The following is an 18,076-nucleotide window of genomic DNA, read 5'->3' as shown; positions in this document are numbered from 1 at the left end:
TAAAAAAAGTTAAGTTAAAAATTGTATCTTTGCAGCATATTATTTTTAATTAATGAATTTATTTACCGAAACCAATTTAAGTCCTGATATTCTGAAGGCTATTGGTGAACTAGGCTACGAAAGCCCAACTGAAATACAAAAGCAAACCATCCCCTTCATATCATCTGATATTAGAGATCTCATTGCTCTGGCCCAAACTGGAACTGGAAAAACGGCTGCATTTTCCCTTCCTATCCTAGATATGATAGATGATTCCAGCCGAAAAATACAATTTTTAGTTTTGTGTCCTACCCGTGAGTTATGTTTACAAATAGCCAAAGACATTAAGAACTATTCCAAATATCTTCCCAACATTAAGTCCGTTGCAGTATATGGTGGGAGCAGCATTAATGATCAAATAAGAGCACTCCGGGAAAAGCCTCAGGTAATCATCGGAACTCCAGGGCGGGTTATCGACCTGATTAATCGTAAATCGCTTGATTTTTCTAATATCCACTGGCTGGTATTGGATGAAGCCGATGAAATGCTATCCATGGGTTTTAAGGATGATTTGGAAACCATTATTAGCGAAACACCAGATACCAAACAAACCTTACTTTTCTCTGCTACGATGAGTAAAGAAGTGGAGCGTATCTCTAAAAACTATTTAACCAATCCTCATAGAATTTCTGTAGGCTCCATCAATGAAGTCAAAAAGAATATCAAACACGAATACTATGTAGTGGGTTATCGCCAGAAAAAAGAAGCTTTAAAAAGGCTAATCGATTATAATCCGAACCAATATTCTATTATCTTCTGTCGTACCCGTATGGAAACGCAAGAAGTGGCTGACTTTCTAATGCAAAACGGATACGCGGCCGATGCTCTTCACGGCGATTTATCGCAAGCACAGCGCGATACGGTAATGAAAAAGTTCCGCATGAGGAATATTGATGTATTAGTAGCAACAGACGTAGCGGCAAGGGGGCTGGATGTGGACTCTTTGACCCACGTTATCCATTATTCGCTCCCTGACGATCCGGAGGTTTTCGTACACCGAAGTGGAAGAACTGGTCGAGCAGGACGCGATGGTATTTCTATCGCCTTAATAAAACCGGAAGAAGGCCGCAAGCTAAAACAAATCAAGAGTCAAAGTAAAATAGAAATCTTTGAAAAGAAAATTCCAACCGGAAAAGATATTATCAAAGCTCAAGTGGGCGGTGTTTTTGAAAAATTATTTTCAGAGCATGAAAATTACTTTGAGTTTGATGAGTCTCTTATTCCTGATCTCTCTAACTTTACAAAAGAAGAGCTGGTAGGAAAGTTACTACAGTTCCAGCTGCGTGATTTAGCCTTGTATTATGAAAACCGCAATGATCTTGCAGAGCAAAAATTCAGCAAAGGAGAGGTGGAAAGAGATAGAGGAAACAGACGAGAACGCACCCGAGATAGAGATAGAGATAGAGACAGGGGTAGAGAGCGTAAAATAAGACGCAAAAATGAAGATATGGTGCGATTTTTCTTCAATCTCGGAAAAAGAGATGATCTAAAAAAGGTAGATGTATTGGATATCATTAACCAATCCACTAAAAAACCTGGAAAAAAAGCAGATATCGGCGATATCGAAATCTTAGAAAAATTCACCTTTTTTGAAGTAGAAAAGAGCTTTAAAAATGAAGTGTTAAGTAATATTAACAATAAGAAATTTAAAGGTCGGGATATGCGCCTTGAAGTCGCTAATTAAGTTAATTAACTTTAGTTTAAGTACTCATAAACACCACCTTAGGGTGGTGTTTTTTAATGTTAATAAAATTTAACATTTCTGCTTGATAATACCAAAGCCTTTTCCCGATATTTGTACAAAATTTAAAGATTATTATAATGGGAATTGGTAATATTTTCCAAGTATTTCAGCCAAAGGACAAAATATTCTTCGTCCTCTTCGAAAAAGTAACAGAAAATCTAGTAGCCATGTCGAACGACTTTAACCAGGGCTTACAAGATTTTGATTTAAATGATGATTCCATGCTTAAGAAAATGAGTGATTACGAGCATAAAAATGACGAAATCACGCATGAAATTTTTGTAGAGCTGGGAAAAAACTTCATCACCCCTTTTGATCGTGAAGATATTCATGAATTGGCCAGTGGGCTGGATGATATTGCAGATTATATTTACTCTTCTGCAAAATACATCTACTTGTATAAATCTCCTCAACAGAAAGCTTATACCGAGTTTTCTTTACTTATTCAAAAAGCCTGTGTTGAAATTCAACATGCCTTTCAAAACATGAAAGGTTTCAAAAATATGAAACAGGTAAAGGAAGCTTGTATCAAAATAAATTCTATAGAGAACATTGCGGATGATTTATTATCCAACTCTATGGCCGAATTGTTTGAAACCCATGATGCTATTAATATTATTAAAGTTTCCTCCGTTTTAAACTATCTTGAAATTGTTACAGACAAAGCTGAAGATGTGGCCAATGCTATTGAAAACATTCTGATCAAATACGCTTAAACTAATAAATACAAAATGGATTTTCCGATTTTATTAATTGTTATTATTGCTTTAGCGTTAATCTTCGATTATATCAATGGATTTCACGACGCGGCCAACTCAATTGCGACGATTGTCTCAACAAAAGTCTTAACCCCTTTTCAAGCCGTATTATGGGCAGCGCTGTGGAATTTCGCGGCGTTTTTTGTGGCCGCATATATTATTAAGGACTTTAAAATTGGCAATACCATTGCTAAGACGGTCAATGAAAACTTTATTAGCCTGGAAGTGATCTTTTCTGGACTTTTGGCCGCTATTGCCTGGAATTTGTTGACCTGGTGGTTTGGTATCCCCTCCTCCTCCTCTCATACACTGATCGGAGGTTTTTTAGGTGCGGCACTTACCCATGCATTTATGATCAACTACCAGCATATAACCTATGGTTACCCTGATATCAGCTTTTTTGATAGTATATTCAAAAGCTTTGACCAGCTATGGGGGCAAAACGTGGTTAAATTTGATAAAGTGATTCCTATTTTTCTTTTCATCTTTATGGCTCCCTTTATCGGGATGTTTATTTCGATCCTGATTACCCTGATTATAATTCATCTTTATAAAAGGAGCAATCCACACAAAGCGGATAAAGCTTTCAAAAGACTGCAGTTGATCTCCTCTGCTTTATTTAGCTTAGGACATGGTCTAAACGATGCTCAAAAGGTGATGGGGATTATAGGAGCCGCCTTTATCTATTATCATGTAAATATGTTACAAGACCCCGTATATGTAGATTTAGCCTCTTCTGATCGTTTTAGTTTTTTTACTGAACACTATCTCTGGGTACCTTTAGTCTCCTTCCTTGCGATTGGACTGGGCACCATGAGTGGCGGCTGGAAAATTATTAAAACCATGGGTACTAAAATTACCAAAGTAACCCCTCTGGAGGGCGTGAGTGCTGAAACAGCCGGTGCGATTACCCTTTTTATTACCGATCATTTCGGTATTCCGGTATCTACTACCCATACTATTACGGGTTCTATCATCGGTGTGGGGCTTACAAAGCGTGTTTCGGCTGTGCGCTGGGGTATCACAGTAAGTTTACTCTGGGCCTGGACCCTAACCATTCCTATTAGTGCTATTATTGCCGCCTTTATTTATAGCCTGATATCGCTATTTTAAATACAGATAAAAAAACATTAAAAACTATCCTCTTCAGGATAGTTTTTTTATATGCCATAAATACTCCAAATGAAAACTAAAAATATTATTTTTGTAATATGAAGATTTTTGACCAATATCAAACTATGGTTTCCCAAGCCATAGAACAGTATAAATTCACTAACGGCCCTTCGGAGCTATACGAACCCATCAATTATATTATCTCTCATGGGGGGAAGCGCTTGCGTCCGATGATGGTGCTTATGGCTTGTGATATTTTTGGTGGCGATATGAAAAAAGTTCTTAAGCCTGCCCTAGCTATTGAATTTTTCCATAATTTCACACTGATTCATGACGATATTATGGATGAGGCCCCTCTCCGCCGCAACCAACCGACTATCCATACTTTACACGGTATTAACACCGGCATTCTATCTGGTGATGCTCTGATGATTAAAGCTTATCAGTTTTTTGAAGACTTAGAACCTGAGTTATTTAAAAAATGTATTCAAATATTTTCTGAAACGGGAGCTCTACTGTGTGAAGGACAACAAATGGACATGAATTTTGAGAGCAGGGCCAATGTTTCTTATCGCGATTATATGCTCATGATCACCTATAAAACAGGTGTCTTAAGTGCGGCGGCACTTAAAATAGGAGCTTTAATAGCCGGTACCTCCGAAGAACAAGCACAGCTTCTTTACAACTTTGGGCTACATACAGGTATCGCCTTTCAAATTATGGATGATTACCTAGATGTATTTGGTAAACAGGAACAATTTGGTAAAAAACATGCTGGTGATATTTTTGAAAATAAAAAAACTATTTTATACCTCATCGCTTTAAAATTCGCCAACGAGGAAGAGCAAAAGGAACTGAATTTCTGGTATTCGAAAAAAACTGATAATATTGATAAAATATATGGCGTAGAAAAAATATTTCGAAGAATAAAAGTGGATGAAAAGGTACAACGTCTTATCCACAGGCATAACGAGAAAGGTCAAAACTATCTAAAAAAAATAGACTTGCCAATAGAGAAAAAGCAACCTTTCATAGCACTCACTAACTATCTTTTAAAAAGAGATTCTTAATAGCATGATGTTCAGAACTGAAATACAACTTGCCGAAAGCAAGCAAAAAATTCAGGCTAAAGATCGTATTTTCAGTATTGGAAGTTGCTTCGCTACAGAAATAGCTTCCATTTTTGCTTTGGGTGAGTTACAGACCCTTAACAATCCTTTTGGAACACTTTTTCATCCGGTAGCCATCCATACCGCATTAAAAAAAATACACCAGGGCAAAGAATACAAAGAAGAGGATTTGATCTACTATCAAAGTAAGTATATGAGTCTCGATCATCATTCTCAATTTGACGATCGATATCTCCATAAAAGCCTGGAAAGAATTAACAGTGCTCTCAATGAAACGGTAGAATTCCTGCGGGATACACGCTGGGTTATTATTACCTATGGGACCTCCTGGGTATACGAATTTACAAAACACAATAAAATTGTTGCCAATTGCCATAAAATCCCCCAACAATATTTTCGTAAAAGATTGCTATCTCATACTGAAATTATACAGGCCCTATCTGAAAGCCTGGCCATCTTAAAAGATATAGCATCCCATCCGATACAGATTTTATTTAGCATCAGCCCAGTTAGACACACCAAAGATGGAATAGTTGAAAATCAGAGAAGCAAATCTAGACTCATCAATACCATACATGAAGTTGTAGAAAATTATAGTTTCTGTGAATACCTTCCCATTTACGAAATTCTGATGGATGACCTTCGGGACTACCGATTTTATAAAGAAGATCTCATTCATCCTAATAGCCAAGCTATACAATATATATGGGAGAAATTTTCTCATGCCTATATTGAACCAGAAACTCTGGCCTTTATTAACGAAAATCTTAAAATTAATCGAGCCCTTTCCCACCGGCCTTTCGACCCTCATTCTGAAGAAACCAAACTATTCAATGCAAAGCTCCAAGAAAGAATAAGTTTACAGCAATGCAAAGTAAGACATAAAATTTTTAAAAATCAGCAAAAATAAATCATATAGAATCAATACCCTAACATGATCGATACCCACACCCACCTGTATTCGGAACAATTTGACGATGACATTGATGAGGTAATCACCCGCGCTCAAAAGGCAGGCGTTGAAAGGTTTTATCTTCCGGCTATAGACTCGGAAACCCATGATAAAATGCTCAATTTAGAAGCGAAATACCCTCATCATATTTTCTCCATGATGGGTTTGCACCCTTGTAGTGTAAAAGCCGAAACATGGCAATATGAAATGGATTTAGTGAAAAAACATATTGATACAAGACCCTTTTGTGCTATCGGGGAAATCGGAATAGATCTCTATTGGGACACCTCTACTTTAGAACTCCAAATGCAGGCTTTTGAACAACAAATCGACTGGGCGATTGAAAAAGATCTACCCATAGTCATTCATACAAGAGAAAGCTTTGAGCAGACTTTTGAAGTCCTGGAAAAAAAGAAACATCCTAAACTAAGGGGAATCTTGCATTGTTTTTCCGGAAATAAAGATCAAGCTCTTCACGCTATAAAGCTAGGTTTTGTTTTAGGAATAGGAGGTGTGCTAACATTTAAGAATGGAAAAATAGACCATTTTATACATGAAATTCCACTGGAAAAAATCGTACTGGAAACCGATTCTCCTTATCTAGCTCCTGTCCCCCATCGAGGCAAGAGAAACGAAAGCGCTTATATGGGATTAGTCTTAGACAAATTAGTAGATATTTATAAAAAGAGTTATCAAGAAATCGAAAGTATTACCACTCGCACAGCCCTCAATATATTTCATAAATAAAAAAAGCTGCCTTTCAGCAGCTTTTATTTTTTATCCGTGTAATCGTGTCCATATAGCATCTTTTAATTCTATAAGGCCTTCTCCAGTAACACCTGAGAAAAATAGTGGTTGTCGGTCTTCAGGAAATTCAGCTCTGATCTCATTCTTAAGTTCCTCATCCAATAGATCGGATTTAGAAACAGAAATAATAAAATCCTTATCCAGAAGCTCTGGATTATATTCTTTAAGTTCTTTCTCCAGTATCTTAAGCTCCTGAACATGATCTTCTGAATCGGCTGGGATTAAAAATAAAAGAATAGCATTGCGCTCAATATGCCTTAAAAAACGATGACCTAAGCCTTTACCCTCAGCAGCTCCCTCTATAATACCGGGAATATCTGCCATAACAAAGGACTTATAATTTCTATAATTGACAATACCTAAATTGGGCGTTAAAGTGGTAAAGGCATAGTTGGCAATTTTAGGTTTAGCTGCCGACACCGATGATAAAAGTGTGGACTTTCCCGCATTCGGGAAGCCTACTAAACCTACATCGGCGAGTACCTTCAATTCAAATACGATATAACCTTCTTCACCAGGCAGACCGGGCTGAGCATATCTAGGCGTCTGGTTGGTAGCAGATTTAAAATGTTCATTCCCTAAGCCACCTTTGCCCCCACGCATCAAAATAATCTCCTGCCCATCTTCAAGAATCTCACCAATGATCTCTCCTTCTTCATTTTTGGCAATGGTCCCAATTGGAACCTCCAAGTATACATCTTCTCCATCTGCACCTGTCAATTGGCTTTTTCCGCCATTTTCGCCTCGCTGTGCTTTTATATGACGTGTGTAACGGAGCGGTAATAAGGTCCACTCCTGTGCATTCCCCTTCATAATTACGTGGCCTCCACGTCCACCATCCCCCCCATCAGGTCCTCCTTTGGGAATATATTTTTCTCTCCGAAGGTGTGCGGATCCTGCACCTCCATGACCAGATTGACAATGAATTTTAACGTAATCTACAAAATTGGACATACTGGAATACTCTATGTTCTAAAGCTATGAGTGTAGAGTGCATATTAAGCGACCCTCCCACCTGATAGACTTTCTTTAATTTATAATTTTATCAACTTCTGTAAAGAGTTTCTGTGAAATATCTTCAATTTCACCCACACCGCTTATCTCTACATATTTGCCTTGCTTTTTATACAATTCGGCTACTTCTGCGGTTTTTGCGTAATACTCTTGAATGCGATTTCTAATAATCTCTTCATTGCTATCATCAGTTCTCCCGCTGGTTTCTCCTCTTTTTAAGATACGCTCTACCAAAATCTCGTCATCTACCACCAACGAAAGACATAAATCTATAGGACGATTAAGTTGCTCTTCTACAATATGCTCTAGCGCCTCGGTCTGTCCTGCTGTTCTAGGAAAGCCATCAAAAATAAATCCATTTGTTGAGGTTGGTACCTTCAACTCATTGATTAGCATATTAATGGTTACCTGATCCGGAACCAATTGCCCTCTATCAATATAGGTCTTAGCTAATTCTCCTAATTCTGTATTGTTTTTTATATTATATCGGAATAAATCACCTGTAGATACTTGCTTCAGATTATATTTCTCTATTAACTTCTGAGCTTGGGTACCTTTACCACTCCCCGGAGGACCAAATAATACAAGATTAATCATTTTTTACTCTTTAATTAGATTTCTTTTTTATTTATCATTAATTTTTCCTTCCTCTAACTGGTAAAGATCTTTAAAATTACGCCCCAATTCATCATAATCTAACCCGTACCCCAATACAAATTTATTTGGGATTTCTTTCCCTATATAATCTATTTTGAAGTCTTTTGTATAAATCTCAGGTTTTAGAAAAAGGCTGGCTAATTTTACGGATTTAGGTCTCTGGGTATTCTGAAAATATTCAAATAGCGACTCTATGGTATTCCCTGTATCTACAATATCCTCAACTAAGATAATATGGCGATCCTTCACCTCTTTTGTCAAGTCCATTTTCTTGTAAACAATGCCCGTAGACTTTGTTCCTATATAGGAACTCATTTGCAGAAAAGCGATCTCACAATTTCCAGGATAGTGCTTTAGTAAATCTGAAAAGAACATAATAACACCGTTGAGAACCCCTACAAACACAGGCACCTCATCTTTATAATCTTCATAAATCTTAAGGGCTACATTTTTTACAATTTCTTGTAATTCTTCATCCTTCAGATACGGCACGAATATTTTATCGTGAAGCTTTATACTCTCCATAAAATTTTGAAAACGCAAAGATACGTTTTTTCATACTTTTTTCTTTACTTTTTGGTATTAAAAGTATCTCATTGCCTATTTAAAAAAATGTAACATATATTTAGCATCAAATGTACAGCTTAATTTTAACTTCGCTAAAACTATTTTTTTTAATATGAAAAGCTTATATCTCCTAGGATGCTACTTTATATTCGCCAGTAGCTTAAGTGCACAAAAATTTGATACCCAAGCCCACAGAGGGGGCAGATCTCTCTATCCCGAGAATACCATACCCGCCATGAAAAACGCCTTAAGAATGGGTGTAAAAACATTGGAAATGGATTTGGCTATCACTAAAGATAAAAAAGTAATTCTTTCGCATGACCCCTTTTTCTCGGCTCTCTTCACCACAAAACCAGACGGCAGCTATATTCCGCAGGACTCCACATTTTATTATAAAATCTACCGTATGACTTATGCCGAAATTCGCAGGTTTGACGTTGGCTTGAAAAACTATCCTAACTTCCCGAAACAAAAGAAAATAAAAGTAAACAAACCCCTACTGTCTACAGTTATAGATAGCTGTGAACACTACGCTCGCAAATTGAACCGCCCCCTGCCTTTTTACAATATAGAAACCAAAACTATGCCCTATTCAGATGGAGTTTTACATCCTGCACCTAGGGAATTCGTTCGTTTAATGATGAAGATTATCCTTGAAAAGGGCATTCAAAATCGTGTCATTATTCAGTCTTTTGATCCACGCACACTGGAAATCATTCATATTAAATACCCCAAAATCGCTACCGCATTATTGGTGGAAAAGGCAGACGATAAAAGCATCGCCGAACAAAGAGCTTTGTTTAAAACAGTTTCCCCAAATAAATTTGAACAATATCCACGTCATCAAAATGGTATAAAGGGAGATCTTAAATATTTAAGTTTTACACCGAATATTTATAGCCCGGATCACACCTTGGTTACCCCAGCCTTAATAAAAGAATGCCATGCTTTAGGAATGAAAATCATTCCGTGGACTGTCAACGACAAAAAACGTTACCTTGAGTTAAAATCATGGGGTGTAGATGGAGTCATCAGTGATGATCCTCATATTTTTGAATAGTAACCGCAGATACTATACTGAAGGCTCAAGACTCATTATTTGCATTTTCAAATAAAAAGCATTCCAAACTCCTATTTAAATTTAAAAATACTTCGTAAAAAATCTTTATTTAAATAGGAATTTGTGGGAAGAATTTTAATATAGTAATTACCTATGCCAACGATCAAAAGCACACCCAAGGGCTTATAAAAGAGATTCAAAAGACTGTATGCTGAATCGGGTAAAAGGTTCACTAAGCATATTGCAAAACCGCACAACAATAGGGCAAAAAACATGGCCCATGAAAAAGGCTGTACTCCAAACTTCCTATAATTAAATAATACTTTTACCATATTATAGAGTACCAATGATAAGGTAGTGGCTAAAGCGACTCCTGAAAGACCTAAATTGGTATATTTTAGAAAATAAAAATTAAGCCCCACATTTAAAATAGCTAAAAATAAGGTCACTACTATATTATAACGATAGTATCGTGACATGGATATAATCTGCCCATTAAAACCTGTAGCCAACTCAAACATCAAGCCTATTCCTGTAATCCATAAAACAGGAGTCGCATCTTTTAGAGCGCTGCCGTTTTTCATCAAATCGGTAAGGTAGTTATATCCTACTAATACACAAGAAAATAAGACCAGGCCCAGAAATAATAAGGAAAGTGAGGTTTTGCGGTAAAAACTGTTCAGCGCTTGCATATCTTTGTTTTCCAGCTGTTTGTTCACAATAGGCGCCGCAATATTATACAAACCCATCTGAGGCACTGTTAAAATAGAGGTAATGGCGATAATAATTCCATATACCCCATTGTCTTTAAAATCTAAATAGCCGGGAATCATCACTCCTGCTATTCTAAAAGAGAGATAATTTCCTATATTGCCTAAAAAGCCATAGAAACCATAATTGAGCACCTCCTTCCAAAAATGACCTTTTTTAATATAGGCAAATGAAAAATCGGGTCTTAAGGGTTCTAGCTTATTTAAATAGAGATGATACCCCAGTAAGGCGATTCCTAAGACTAGTATAAAAAACAACAGCGACGGCTTCTCAGGCAAGCCCATAAAAAAAAATAAGATAAACGCGCCCAAATTAGCAATTTTAGGAAAGACATTTTCAAATATATTGGGAATGACTATACGTTTGTAATTGGATATATACCGGTTGTATACTTGGCTGATTGCCAAAATTAAGACCAGAGGAATAATAACAGATTTATAATTCCAAAAATCTTTAAAAATTCCCCAATTTTTTAAATCTTGATTAATAAAATTCGCTAAGAATAAAATCACTAAAAACAATATAAAATTCATTAAGATCATCAAAAGGGAGAGACTTAATAAATTCTGGTGTTTATTTTCCTTCTGGGCCTGCAAAAAGAATTTAACATTGGCGTAAGATAGCCCGAAAACAATAAAGGGTAACACCACTTCTGCAGCAGATAGAATATACCTGAGCTTACCATAGAATTCCATATCATAAGGAAACACAAAAAAGGCAGAAACTGTTCCTAATAAAAAACCGAAATATCCTATAATTGAATATTTAAAACTTTGTCTTGCTACTACACTCATTACTTTTGGGTAGAAATATTATATTGTTGATATACTTCTGCTTATCTTTTTCATTAGCTTCAGATTGCTGCTTTAGTATGTTCTGCGTGAGCGGCATAAGTATATGCTTTTTTCGATCCAAGTAATAAACGTCATAGCCATAACGCTCAAAATAACAAATATAATCCCATATAGGTCTAGTATGATGTCGCTGTTCTATTTCTATCATTAAGACGGGTTTCATGCGTAAGATAATATCTATCATTCCATCTACAGTGTAAGTTTCATTACCTTCTACATCTATTTTAATAAAATCTATACGATCGATCACATTTTGCTCTGCCCAATCATCTAATCGCTTTACAATAACCGTCTGCAGAATGGCTTTTTCTTCTCCCTTTTCTTTTAGACGAATTTTTAAAGTTCCTCTGGCCATTACTTTGCGACCTTTAATTATCGGTATTTTCAACCGGGACTTGGCATTCTTATTGGATAAAGCATACGGTAATATATTCACTTTAGGAAACAGCTTCTTCAATCGCTTAAACAACTGAGGATTAGGCTCAAAAGCATATATATTTTCTGGTTTTAGATGATTCTCTAATATATAGATATAGGCTCCTACATTGGCTCCTACATCAAAGAAAACAGCGTCCTTAGGTAAAAAATTCTTAATCCATACTAACTCAGGTTCAATGCCTCTTTCAAGGGCATTTTCTATATTGACATTTTTTAATTTCTTGAAGAACCTCTGCTTATAAAACGAAGGTGAGATATACATTAAATTTTCTGCAAGCTGACCGTATAAACTCATTTTTAGGAAATATCAACAAATATAATCGAATTTTATTTTATTTTCACCTTTTTTAGAGGAAGCTTATATAAGAATTAGAGATTGCGCAGCAATTCTCCCAATTTTCTTTTAACCAGCTCTTTTTTAAAGCTATCGAAGTCGTATATTTTGTTCTTAAGATCTGAAATTTGTTTTTCTATGTCTCTTCTTTCTTTAAAAATAAAAGAATAGTCTGTAAGATAGCTACTAGGAAAGATCGCAGGTTTGGCATATTTTATGGCATCCCCTATATTACCAGACATTTTTGTTTTTCCATAGATTTCTGCAATACTAAAAAAAGAGGTTCCCTTCTGTATAGGACACCACAAAACACCTGCCTGCTGTATTTTTTGTTCAAATTCCTGTCGTGAAACACGCGTATCATAATACTCAATTTCTATATGCTTGGGGAGGCTTTGTGAAAGATCCTGTAGGGCATGTAACTCCTTCCCCTGAGCCCTTCCTAAAAAAGTAAAAATAAAATTGCCTTTAAAATATTTAATTTTATTAAAAATACGCCTATAATTACGCCTATGCTGATCAACCGTTCCAGCGATAACAACTCTTTCCGGATCAGCTTTTACAGAAGAATATTTGGTATATAACAGTGGCAGCCATTCTAAGCGATAAGGATAGTGGGGAGGATACATGTTTTCATCGACTACAAACAGAAACTTTGCTAGGCTATAAAGTCTATCTTTCCTAAACAAACCCTCCTTAAACCAAAGTTTTAGTCGGTATGCCATGTCTTTTTTAAAAATACTTCTAAAAAGATCCGTCTTAGATGCTTTTATAAAATTAAGATTATGGGCTATAATAAAAGTGGTATAATTTCTAGCCACTTCTTCAAAAACGTTAAAATACCGATGAGCAGTCCCTATGATAATAGCATCATACCTACGCCCTTCGAGCTTTTTCAAAAGATCAGAAGCTTCTGCTATATAAATGTTATTGCCGCCTTCATTAATTCTATCCGATACTTTCCGAGAAAAGAAATAATCTATATGTAAAAAATTAATATCTCTGGTAAGCTCTATAAAATTAACCGCAAGTTCGGCATGGGTGTCTAATTCAATATAGGCTATTTTCTTCAATGCAGATTAATTTCAATACCACAAAATTAATAAATTAAGCCCTTTATTAAAATCATTTGGCTGTTTTTTTAGCCTTTTAGCTTTAAGAATAAGGCTCATTTACAGTGATATGATAGATTTTTTATGGATTTTAAATATTTTTTCTTCGGAATAGCTTCTTCCAGCGCAAGGCTCTGATATAAGAAATTTCTTCGGCTGAGAGTTTTCTTTCCGAGTCCTGCTTCAGAAAAGTAGTTATGCTCATCATAAACTCTGTTAAAGATTTATTTCTCCATGAAGATTTAGCCGATGCCATTAGAGCCAAGGGAAAATTGAGGCCTATATTATAAAAATACTGCCCTAACTTTTGGGCCTTTTGATTTTTATATTTATAAGCCGTAGGGCGTAGGTGCTTTACCCATAATGCAGGAAGTGTAAGCACCTGCCATGTATGCATCTGCGCCAACATCACATCTATATTATCCCAACCTAAAACAGGTCTGAGTCCACCTATATCTTTGAAGCAAGATAGCCTATAGGATTTTATAGGCCCCCGAACATGTCGCCTGGAAGACAGGTTTTCAAATTCCCACTTTCCTTTTTTTTGAATATATACTAAACCAGATACCATACCCGCCTTAGGATTTCTTTCATAACATTGATTTACTTCTTGCAGATAGTTCGAAGGAAATACGATATCGGCATCAAACTTACATATCACATCAAAATCCTCCAAGGAATGGGCCTCCAAGCCCTGATTAAAAGTATGAACGACTTTTGCACCCGGTTGATGCTTTGAAGGAGGAAGATTTTGAAGTCGAAATTTCGAATGGGTACCGATAAAATTTTCTACTTTCTGTTGTGTACTATCAGTAGAACCGTCGTTTACTATTCTGCATACAAAATTCTGAAAACTTTGTTTTTCTAATGAGTCTAAACATGGGAGAATATTTTCTTCCTCATTATGGCAGGGAATAATAATTAAGAACCTCATAATATATAGACCGCTTTGATTTTAGTGAGCTTCCAACCAATTATCTCCCACCCCTATTTCTACCACCAACGGGACTTTTGTAGAGTAAGCACTCTCCATTTCGGTTTTAATGAGTTGGGATACTCGCTTTACCTCTTCCTGAGGGGCTTCAAACACCAATTCATCATGTACTTGCAACAGCATTCTAGTCTTAAGTTTTTGAGTTTTCAGTTGTTGATCGATTTTGATCATGGCTAACTTGATAATATCAGCAGCACTCCCCTGTATCGGAGCATTAACCGCATTTCGCTCAGCATGCCCTCTCACCACAAAATTATTGGAATTAATATCGATTAAATGCCGTTTTCTCCCCATAATGGTCTCCACATAACCTAAGTCCCGGGCTTTCTTCACCTGTTCATCCATATATTCCCGAAGCCTAGGATAGGTCTCAAAGTAGGTATCGATCATCGCTTTGGCTTCCGTGCGAGAAAGACCTGTTTGCTCTGCCAACGCAAAAGCTCCTTGCCCGTAGATAATACCAAAGTTTACGGTTTTTGCCTGACTCCTTTGCGTTTTAGAAACTTCTTCAATGGGAATTTTAAACAAGCGGGCCGCAGTAGAAGAATGAATATCTGCACCGCGATCAAAAGCTTCCAACATATTATTTTCACCGCTAATTTCAGCAATCAACCTCAACTCTATCTGAGAATAATCGGCTGCAATAAGTTTATGCCCTTCTCCAGCAACAAAAGCACCTCTAATCTGTTGCCCACGCAGTGTCCTAATCGGAATATTCTGCAGGTTAGGGTTTACACTGGATAAGCGCCCTGTAGCTGCAGTGGTTTGAGAGAAATGGGTATGTACTCTGTGGTCACGACTGTTAAGCTGTGCAGGTAAGGCATCTACATAAGTGGATTTAAGCTTCTGTAACTGCCTGTATTCCAGTATATACTTGATAACCTCATGTTTGGATGCTAATTTTTGCAAAATATCTTCCGAGGTAGCATACTGTCCTGTTTTTGTTTTTTTTGCCTTAGGATCCAACTTCAATTTTTCAAATAAAATCTCTCCCAACTGACGTGGAGAATTCATATTAAATGCTTCACCACAAAGCTTGAAAACTTCCTGCTCCAAATTTTGTAAGTCGTTTTCTAAATCTACACTTTCCTGAGCCAACCAATTTTTATCCAAAGCGACTCCAGCAATTTCCATATGGGCTAATATCTTAACCAAAGGCAGCTCAATGTCTTCAAAAAGTTTCTCTAGATTTTCTGTTTTTAACTGAGGTGCAAATAATTGGTATAACTGATAGGTTACATCGGCATCTTCTGCAGCATAAGCGGTTTGTTGTTCAAGATTGATCTCCCGTAAGCTCACTTGCTTCTTTCCTTTTTTCCCAATCAGTGTTTCAATAGGAACAGGTTTATAGTCCAAATACATCTCGGAGAGGTAATCCATACCGTGACGCCCATCTGGACTGAGTAAATAATGTGCAACCATGGTATCAAAAAGCCTTCCCTTTAATTCAATTCCGTGCTGGTAGAGCACTTTATAATCGAATTTTAGATTATGTCCAATTTTAATCTGCTCTTCTTTTTCAAAAATTGGACGCATTATCTGTAAAAACTCCGCTGCCTGGACTTTATCTTCGGGTATGGGAATATAATAAGCCAAACCTTTCTTATAGGAAAACGAAATACCTATAAGTTCTGCTTCAAGCTCATTTAAAGAAGTGGTCTCTGTATCAAAAGCCAACACAGCCTTTTCCAGTAGGTTTTTCACCAATATAGAAAGCGCTTTTGGGGTATGTACATATTGATAAAGATGGTCAGTACTCTTAATATCTTTTTTGGAGGAAACAGCAGGCTCTACCGAATCGAAACCTGAAAATAAGCTGAGTTGCTCCGCCTGTGGCGAAACTTTCTTTAGGTTGGCAGTTTCCTCCTGTACGCCTTCTGTTTTAGATGCAAAAGCCCTATACATGGTTTCGTACAGCCTTCGGAATTCGAGCTCTTCAAAAATCTCTTTTACCTTTTCAAAATCAGGAATATCTACATCATACTCTTCCTGATGAAATTCTATGGGAGCATCTGTTAAGATGGTTGCCAACTTCTTAGACAACAACCCTCTTTCGGCACTTGCCTCTACTTTCTCTTTTAGTTTTCCTTTGAGGTTCGCGGTATTGGTCAGCAAGTTCTCAATACTACCATATTCCTGTAGGAATTTTTTGGCGGTTTTTTCACCTACACCTTCTAGCCCTGGAATATTATCTACGCTATCCCCCATCATAGCCAAGAAATCGATCACTTGCTTAGGGTCTTGGATTTGATATTTTTCCTTTACCTCCTCAACACCTATAATTTCAATATCACCGCCTTTAAGTCCGGGCTTATAAATCTTCACACGCTGTGTCACCAACTGCCCAAAATCTTTATCAGGCGTTACCATAAAAACAAAATAACCTTCTTTTTCGGCCTTATGGGATAAGGTCCCTATAATATCATCGGCTTCATAGCCTTCTAGTCCCAAAATTGGAATGTGCATGGCCTGCAAAATTCTATGGATGTAGGGAATGGCAATTTTAATTGCCTCAGGCGTCTCAGAGCGATTCGCCTTATAGTCTTCAAAATCATCATGACGAAGTGTCTTTCCTCCTACGTCAAAAACAACAGCAAGATGAGTAGGCTTTTCTCTTTTGATTAATTCTATCAAAGAGTTGGTAAATCCAAAAATAGCTGAAGTATTTATTCCTTTACTGGTCAACCTAGGACTTCTTATTAAAGCGTAATAACCTCTAAAAATCATCGCATAGGCATCAATCAGAAAGAGCCTTTTATCTTGTGTCACATCCATACCGCAAAGATAAGAAATAGTTGTTAGGTATAAAGGATCAGCATAAAGGGGTCGGCATGCATACAGAAAATATATAATGCCATTATACTGGCCAAGACCTTCAATATACAACTGATTTATAGGTGATATTCTAAAAAAATTAATAACAAAAGATCCATCGTAAACGGTTAATAAAAATATTCTTTTTTGTAGGCTGGTACAACAACGAGACCTTTACTGGATTGATACGTCCGTAAACAGGCCTGGCAAGGGCAAAGAAAATAAGGTGTAGAAATTGAGGTTTAACCTTCTATCCGGTAGAGTTAAACTATGTTCTGGCATAAAACATATCGCTGCGCTATACATAAGAGACAAAAAATACGTCCGGAAAACAGGCTTCTTCTTATCACTAAGCTTGTATGCATATTTAAAACCGCTTAATTGAGACTTGTAAGGAATGCTTCCCTTTAAAAGCAGTATTAGGGATATGTTTGTTGTGAAAAAAAATCATTCTTTCTATGGGCTAGAAAACTAAATATCTAAAATAAAGAATAAATAAAAAAGGCTACTTACATGGTTCTACTTCAATTTTTAGGATTCAATAGAAGTTTGAATATTATGTTAAATACACCAAGTTTACTATCCGTATCGCTTTATTTGAAGGGTACTCATCGTCTCAGGCATCCACTTCACGATAATCGCCAAAACCATATTTCTACTCCTCTGCTTAAAAATCCAGAAGTTCCACCTTGCATTTTGTAGCCGTTCCATAAATCAATATGGTCTGTTGGTCCCCAACCATCTTTTATAAAAACAATGCCTTTCTTTCCGCAAAAATCGCTACTTGACATCTTTGGGTGATCTTTTCTTTTGTACACTCTCTTTATTCCAAATATTGTGTATTTTTTTGAAATCCAGTCCGCAAGCTCCTGTGCCCGCAAAATATGTCTTGGATTATGGTCAAACCAACAGCGGGCT

At 36.7% G+C, this 18,076-nt stretch carries 16 protein-coding genes; 7 read left to right on the top strand and 9 right to left on the bottom strand.

All coding sequences use genetic code 11. The features are described from left to right. The first annotated feature begins 52 nt into the window (after positions 1–52). The 6 genes from GNY06_RS06795 (at position 53) to GNY06_RS06770 (ending at position 6,483) form a co-directional block, all read left to right on the top strand. The gene (locus tag GNY06_RS06795; protein ID WP_166519363.1) at positions 53–1,723 is read left to right on the top strand and encodes a DEAD/DEAH box helicase; all 1,671 of its coding nucleotides are present in this window, start codon (positions 53–55) and stop codon (positions 1,721–1,723) included. Between the two features lie 137 nt (positions 1,724–1,860). Further along, complete coding sequence (locus GNY06_RS06790) at positions 1,861–2,499, top strand: DUF47 domain-containing protein (protein ID WP_166519362.1); 639 nt, start codon at positions 1,861–1,863, stop codon at positions 2,497–2,499. Positions 2,500–2,514: 15 nt separating this feature from the next. Continuing rightward, positions 2,515–3,654, top strand: coding sequence for an inorganic phosphate transporter (locus tag GNY06_RS06785; RefSeq protein WP_166519361.1), 1,140 nt, complete (start codon positions 2,515–2,517; stop codon positions 3,652–3,654). A gap of 98 nt (positions 3,655–3,752) precedes the next feature. Beyond that, positions 3,753–4,724, top strand: a complete 972-nt coding sequence (locus tag GNY06_RS06780; protein ID WP_166519360.1) for a polyprenyl synthetase family protein — start codon at positions 3,753–3,755, stop codon at positions 4,722–4,724. Positions 4,725–4,728: 4 nt separating this feature from the next. Beyond that, positions 4,729–5,694 (top strand): GSCFA domain-containing protein, encoded by a 966-nt coding sequence (locus tag GNY06_RS06775; protein ID WP_166519359.1) that lies wholly within the window; start codon positions 4,729–4,731, stop codon positions 5,692–5,694. Positions 5,695–5,718: 24 nt separating this feature from the next. Next, positions 5,719–6,483 (top strand): TatD family hydrolase, encoded by a 765-nt coding sequence (locus GNY06_RS06770; protein ID WP_166519358.1) that lies wholly within the window; start codon positions 5,719–5,721, stop codon positions 6,481–6,483. A 30-nt stretch (positions 6,484–6,513) separates the two neighbouring features. On the opposite strand, the gene obgE is transcribed toward GNY06_RS06770, so the two are convergent. The 3 genes from obgE to GNY06_RS06755 form a co-directional block, all read right to left on the bottom strand. Beyond that, positions 6,514–7,497 (bottom strand): GTPase ObgE, encoded by a 984-nt coding sequence (gene obgE / locus GNY06_RS06765; RefSeq protein WP_166519357.1) that lies wholly within the window; start codon positions 7,495–7,497, stop codon positions 6,514–6,516. A gap of 75 nt (positions 7,498–7,572) precedes the next feature. Continuing rightward, positions 7,573–8,154: an adenylate kinase gene (locus GNY06_RS06760; RefSeq protein ID WP_166519356.1), complete on the bottom strand. Its 582-nt coding sequence runs from the start codon at positions 8,152–8,154 to the stop codon at positions 7,573–7,575. A gap of 27 nt (positions 8,155–8,181) precedes the next feature. Then, positions 8,182–8,739 (bottom strand): phosphoribosyltransferase, encoded by a 558-nt coding sequence (locus GNY06_RS06755; protein ID WP_166519355.1) that lies wholly within the window; start codon positions 8,737–8,739, stop codon positions 8,182–8,184. Between the two features lie 154 nt (positions 8,740–8,893). Between GNY06_RS06755 and GNY06_RS06750 the strand changes: the two genes are divergently transcribed. Next, positions 8,894–9,841 (top strand): glycerophosphodiester phosphodiesterase family protein, encoded by a 948-nt coding sequence (locus GNY06_RS06750; protein ID WP_166519354.1) that lies wholly within the window; start codon positions 8,894–8,896, stop codon positions 9,839–9,841. 71 nt (positions 9,842–9,912) lie between these two features. On the opposite strand, the gene GNY06_RS06745 is transcribed toward GNY06_RS06750, so the two are convergent. From GNY06_RS06745 to GNY06_RS06720, 6 genes are all read right to left on the bottom strand, one after another. Continuing rightward, positions 9,913–11,406 (bottom strand): lipopolysaccharide biosynthesis protein, encoded by a 1,494-nt coding sequence (locus GNY06_RS06745; RefSeq protein ID WP_166519353.1) that lies wholly within the window; start codon positions 11,404–11,406, stop codon positions 9,913–9,915. Beyond that, the gene (locus GNY06_RS06740) at positions 11,378–12,199 is read right to left on the bottom strand and encodes an FkbM family methyltransferase (protein ID WP_166519352.1); all 822 of its coding nucleotides are present in this window, start codon (positions 12,197–12,199) and stop codon (positions 11,378–11,380) included. Before GNY06_RS06740 ends, GNY06_RS06745 begins: the two co-directional genes overlap by 29 nt. A gap of 74 nt (positions 12,200–12,273) precedes the next feature. Next, positions 12,274–13,311, bottom strand: coding sequence for a long-chain fatty acid--CoA ligase (locus GNY06_RS06735; protein WP_166519351.1), 1,038 nt, complete (start codon positions 13,309–13,311; stop codon positions 12,274–12,276). 130 nt (positions 13,312–13,441) lie between these two features. Next, the gene (locus GNY06_RS06730; protein WP_166519350.1) at positions 13,442–14,284 is read right to left on the bottom strand and encodes a glycosyltransferase family 2 protein; all 843 of its coding nucleotides are present in this window, start codon (positions 14,282–14,284) and stop codon (positions 13,442–13,444) included. Between the two features lie 21 nt (positions 14,285–14,305). Next, positions 14,306–17,119: a DNA polymerase I gene (polA, locus tag GNY06_RS06725; RefSeq protein WP_166519349.1), complete on the bottom strand. Its 2,814-nt coding sequence runs from the start codon at positions 17,117–17,119 to the stop codon at positions 14,306–14,308. Between the two features lie 668 nt (positions 17,120–17,787). Further along, on the bottom strand, positions 17,788–18,076 hold a 289-nt coding region (locus GNY06_RS06720), incomplete at its 5' end, for a T6SS effector amidase Tae4 family protein (protein ID WP_212995093.1).

Origin of the sequence: Elizabethkingia argenteiflava (assembly GCF_009904105.1) — a bacterium.
Classification (GTDB): domain Bacteria; phylum Bacteroidota; class Bacteroidia; order Flavobacteriales; family Weeksellaceae; genus Elizabethkingia; species Elizabethkingia argenteiflava.
Note: the sequence above shows the minus strand (reverse complement) of the source record. Positions and strands in the feature narration are given on the sequence as shown.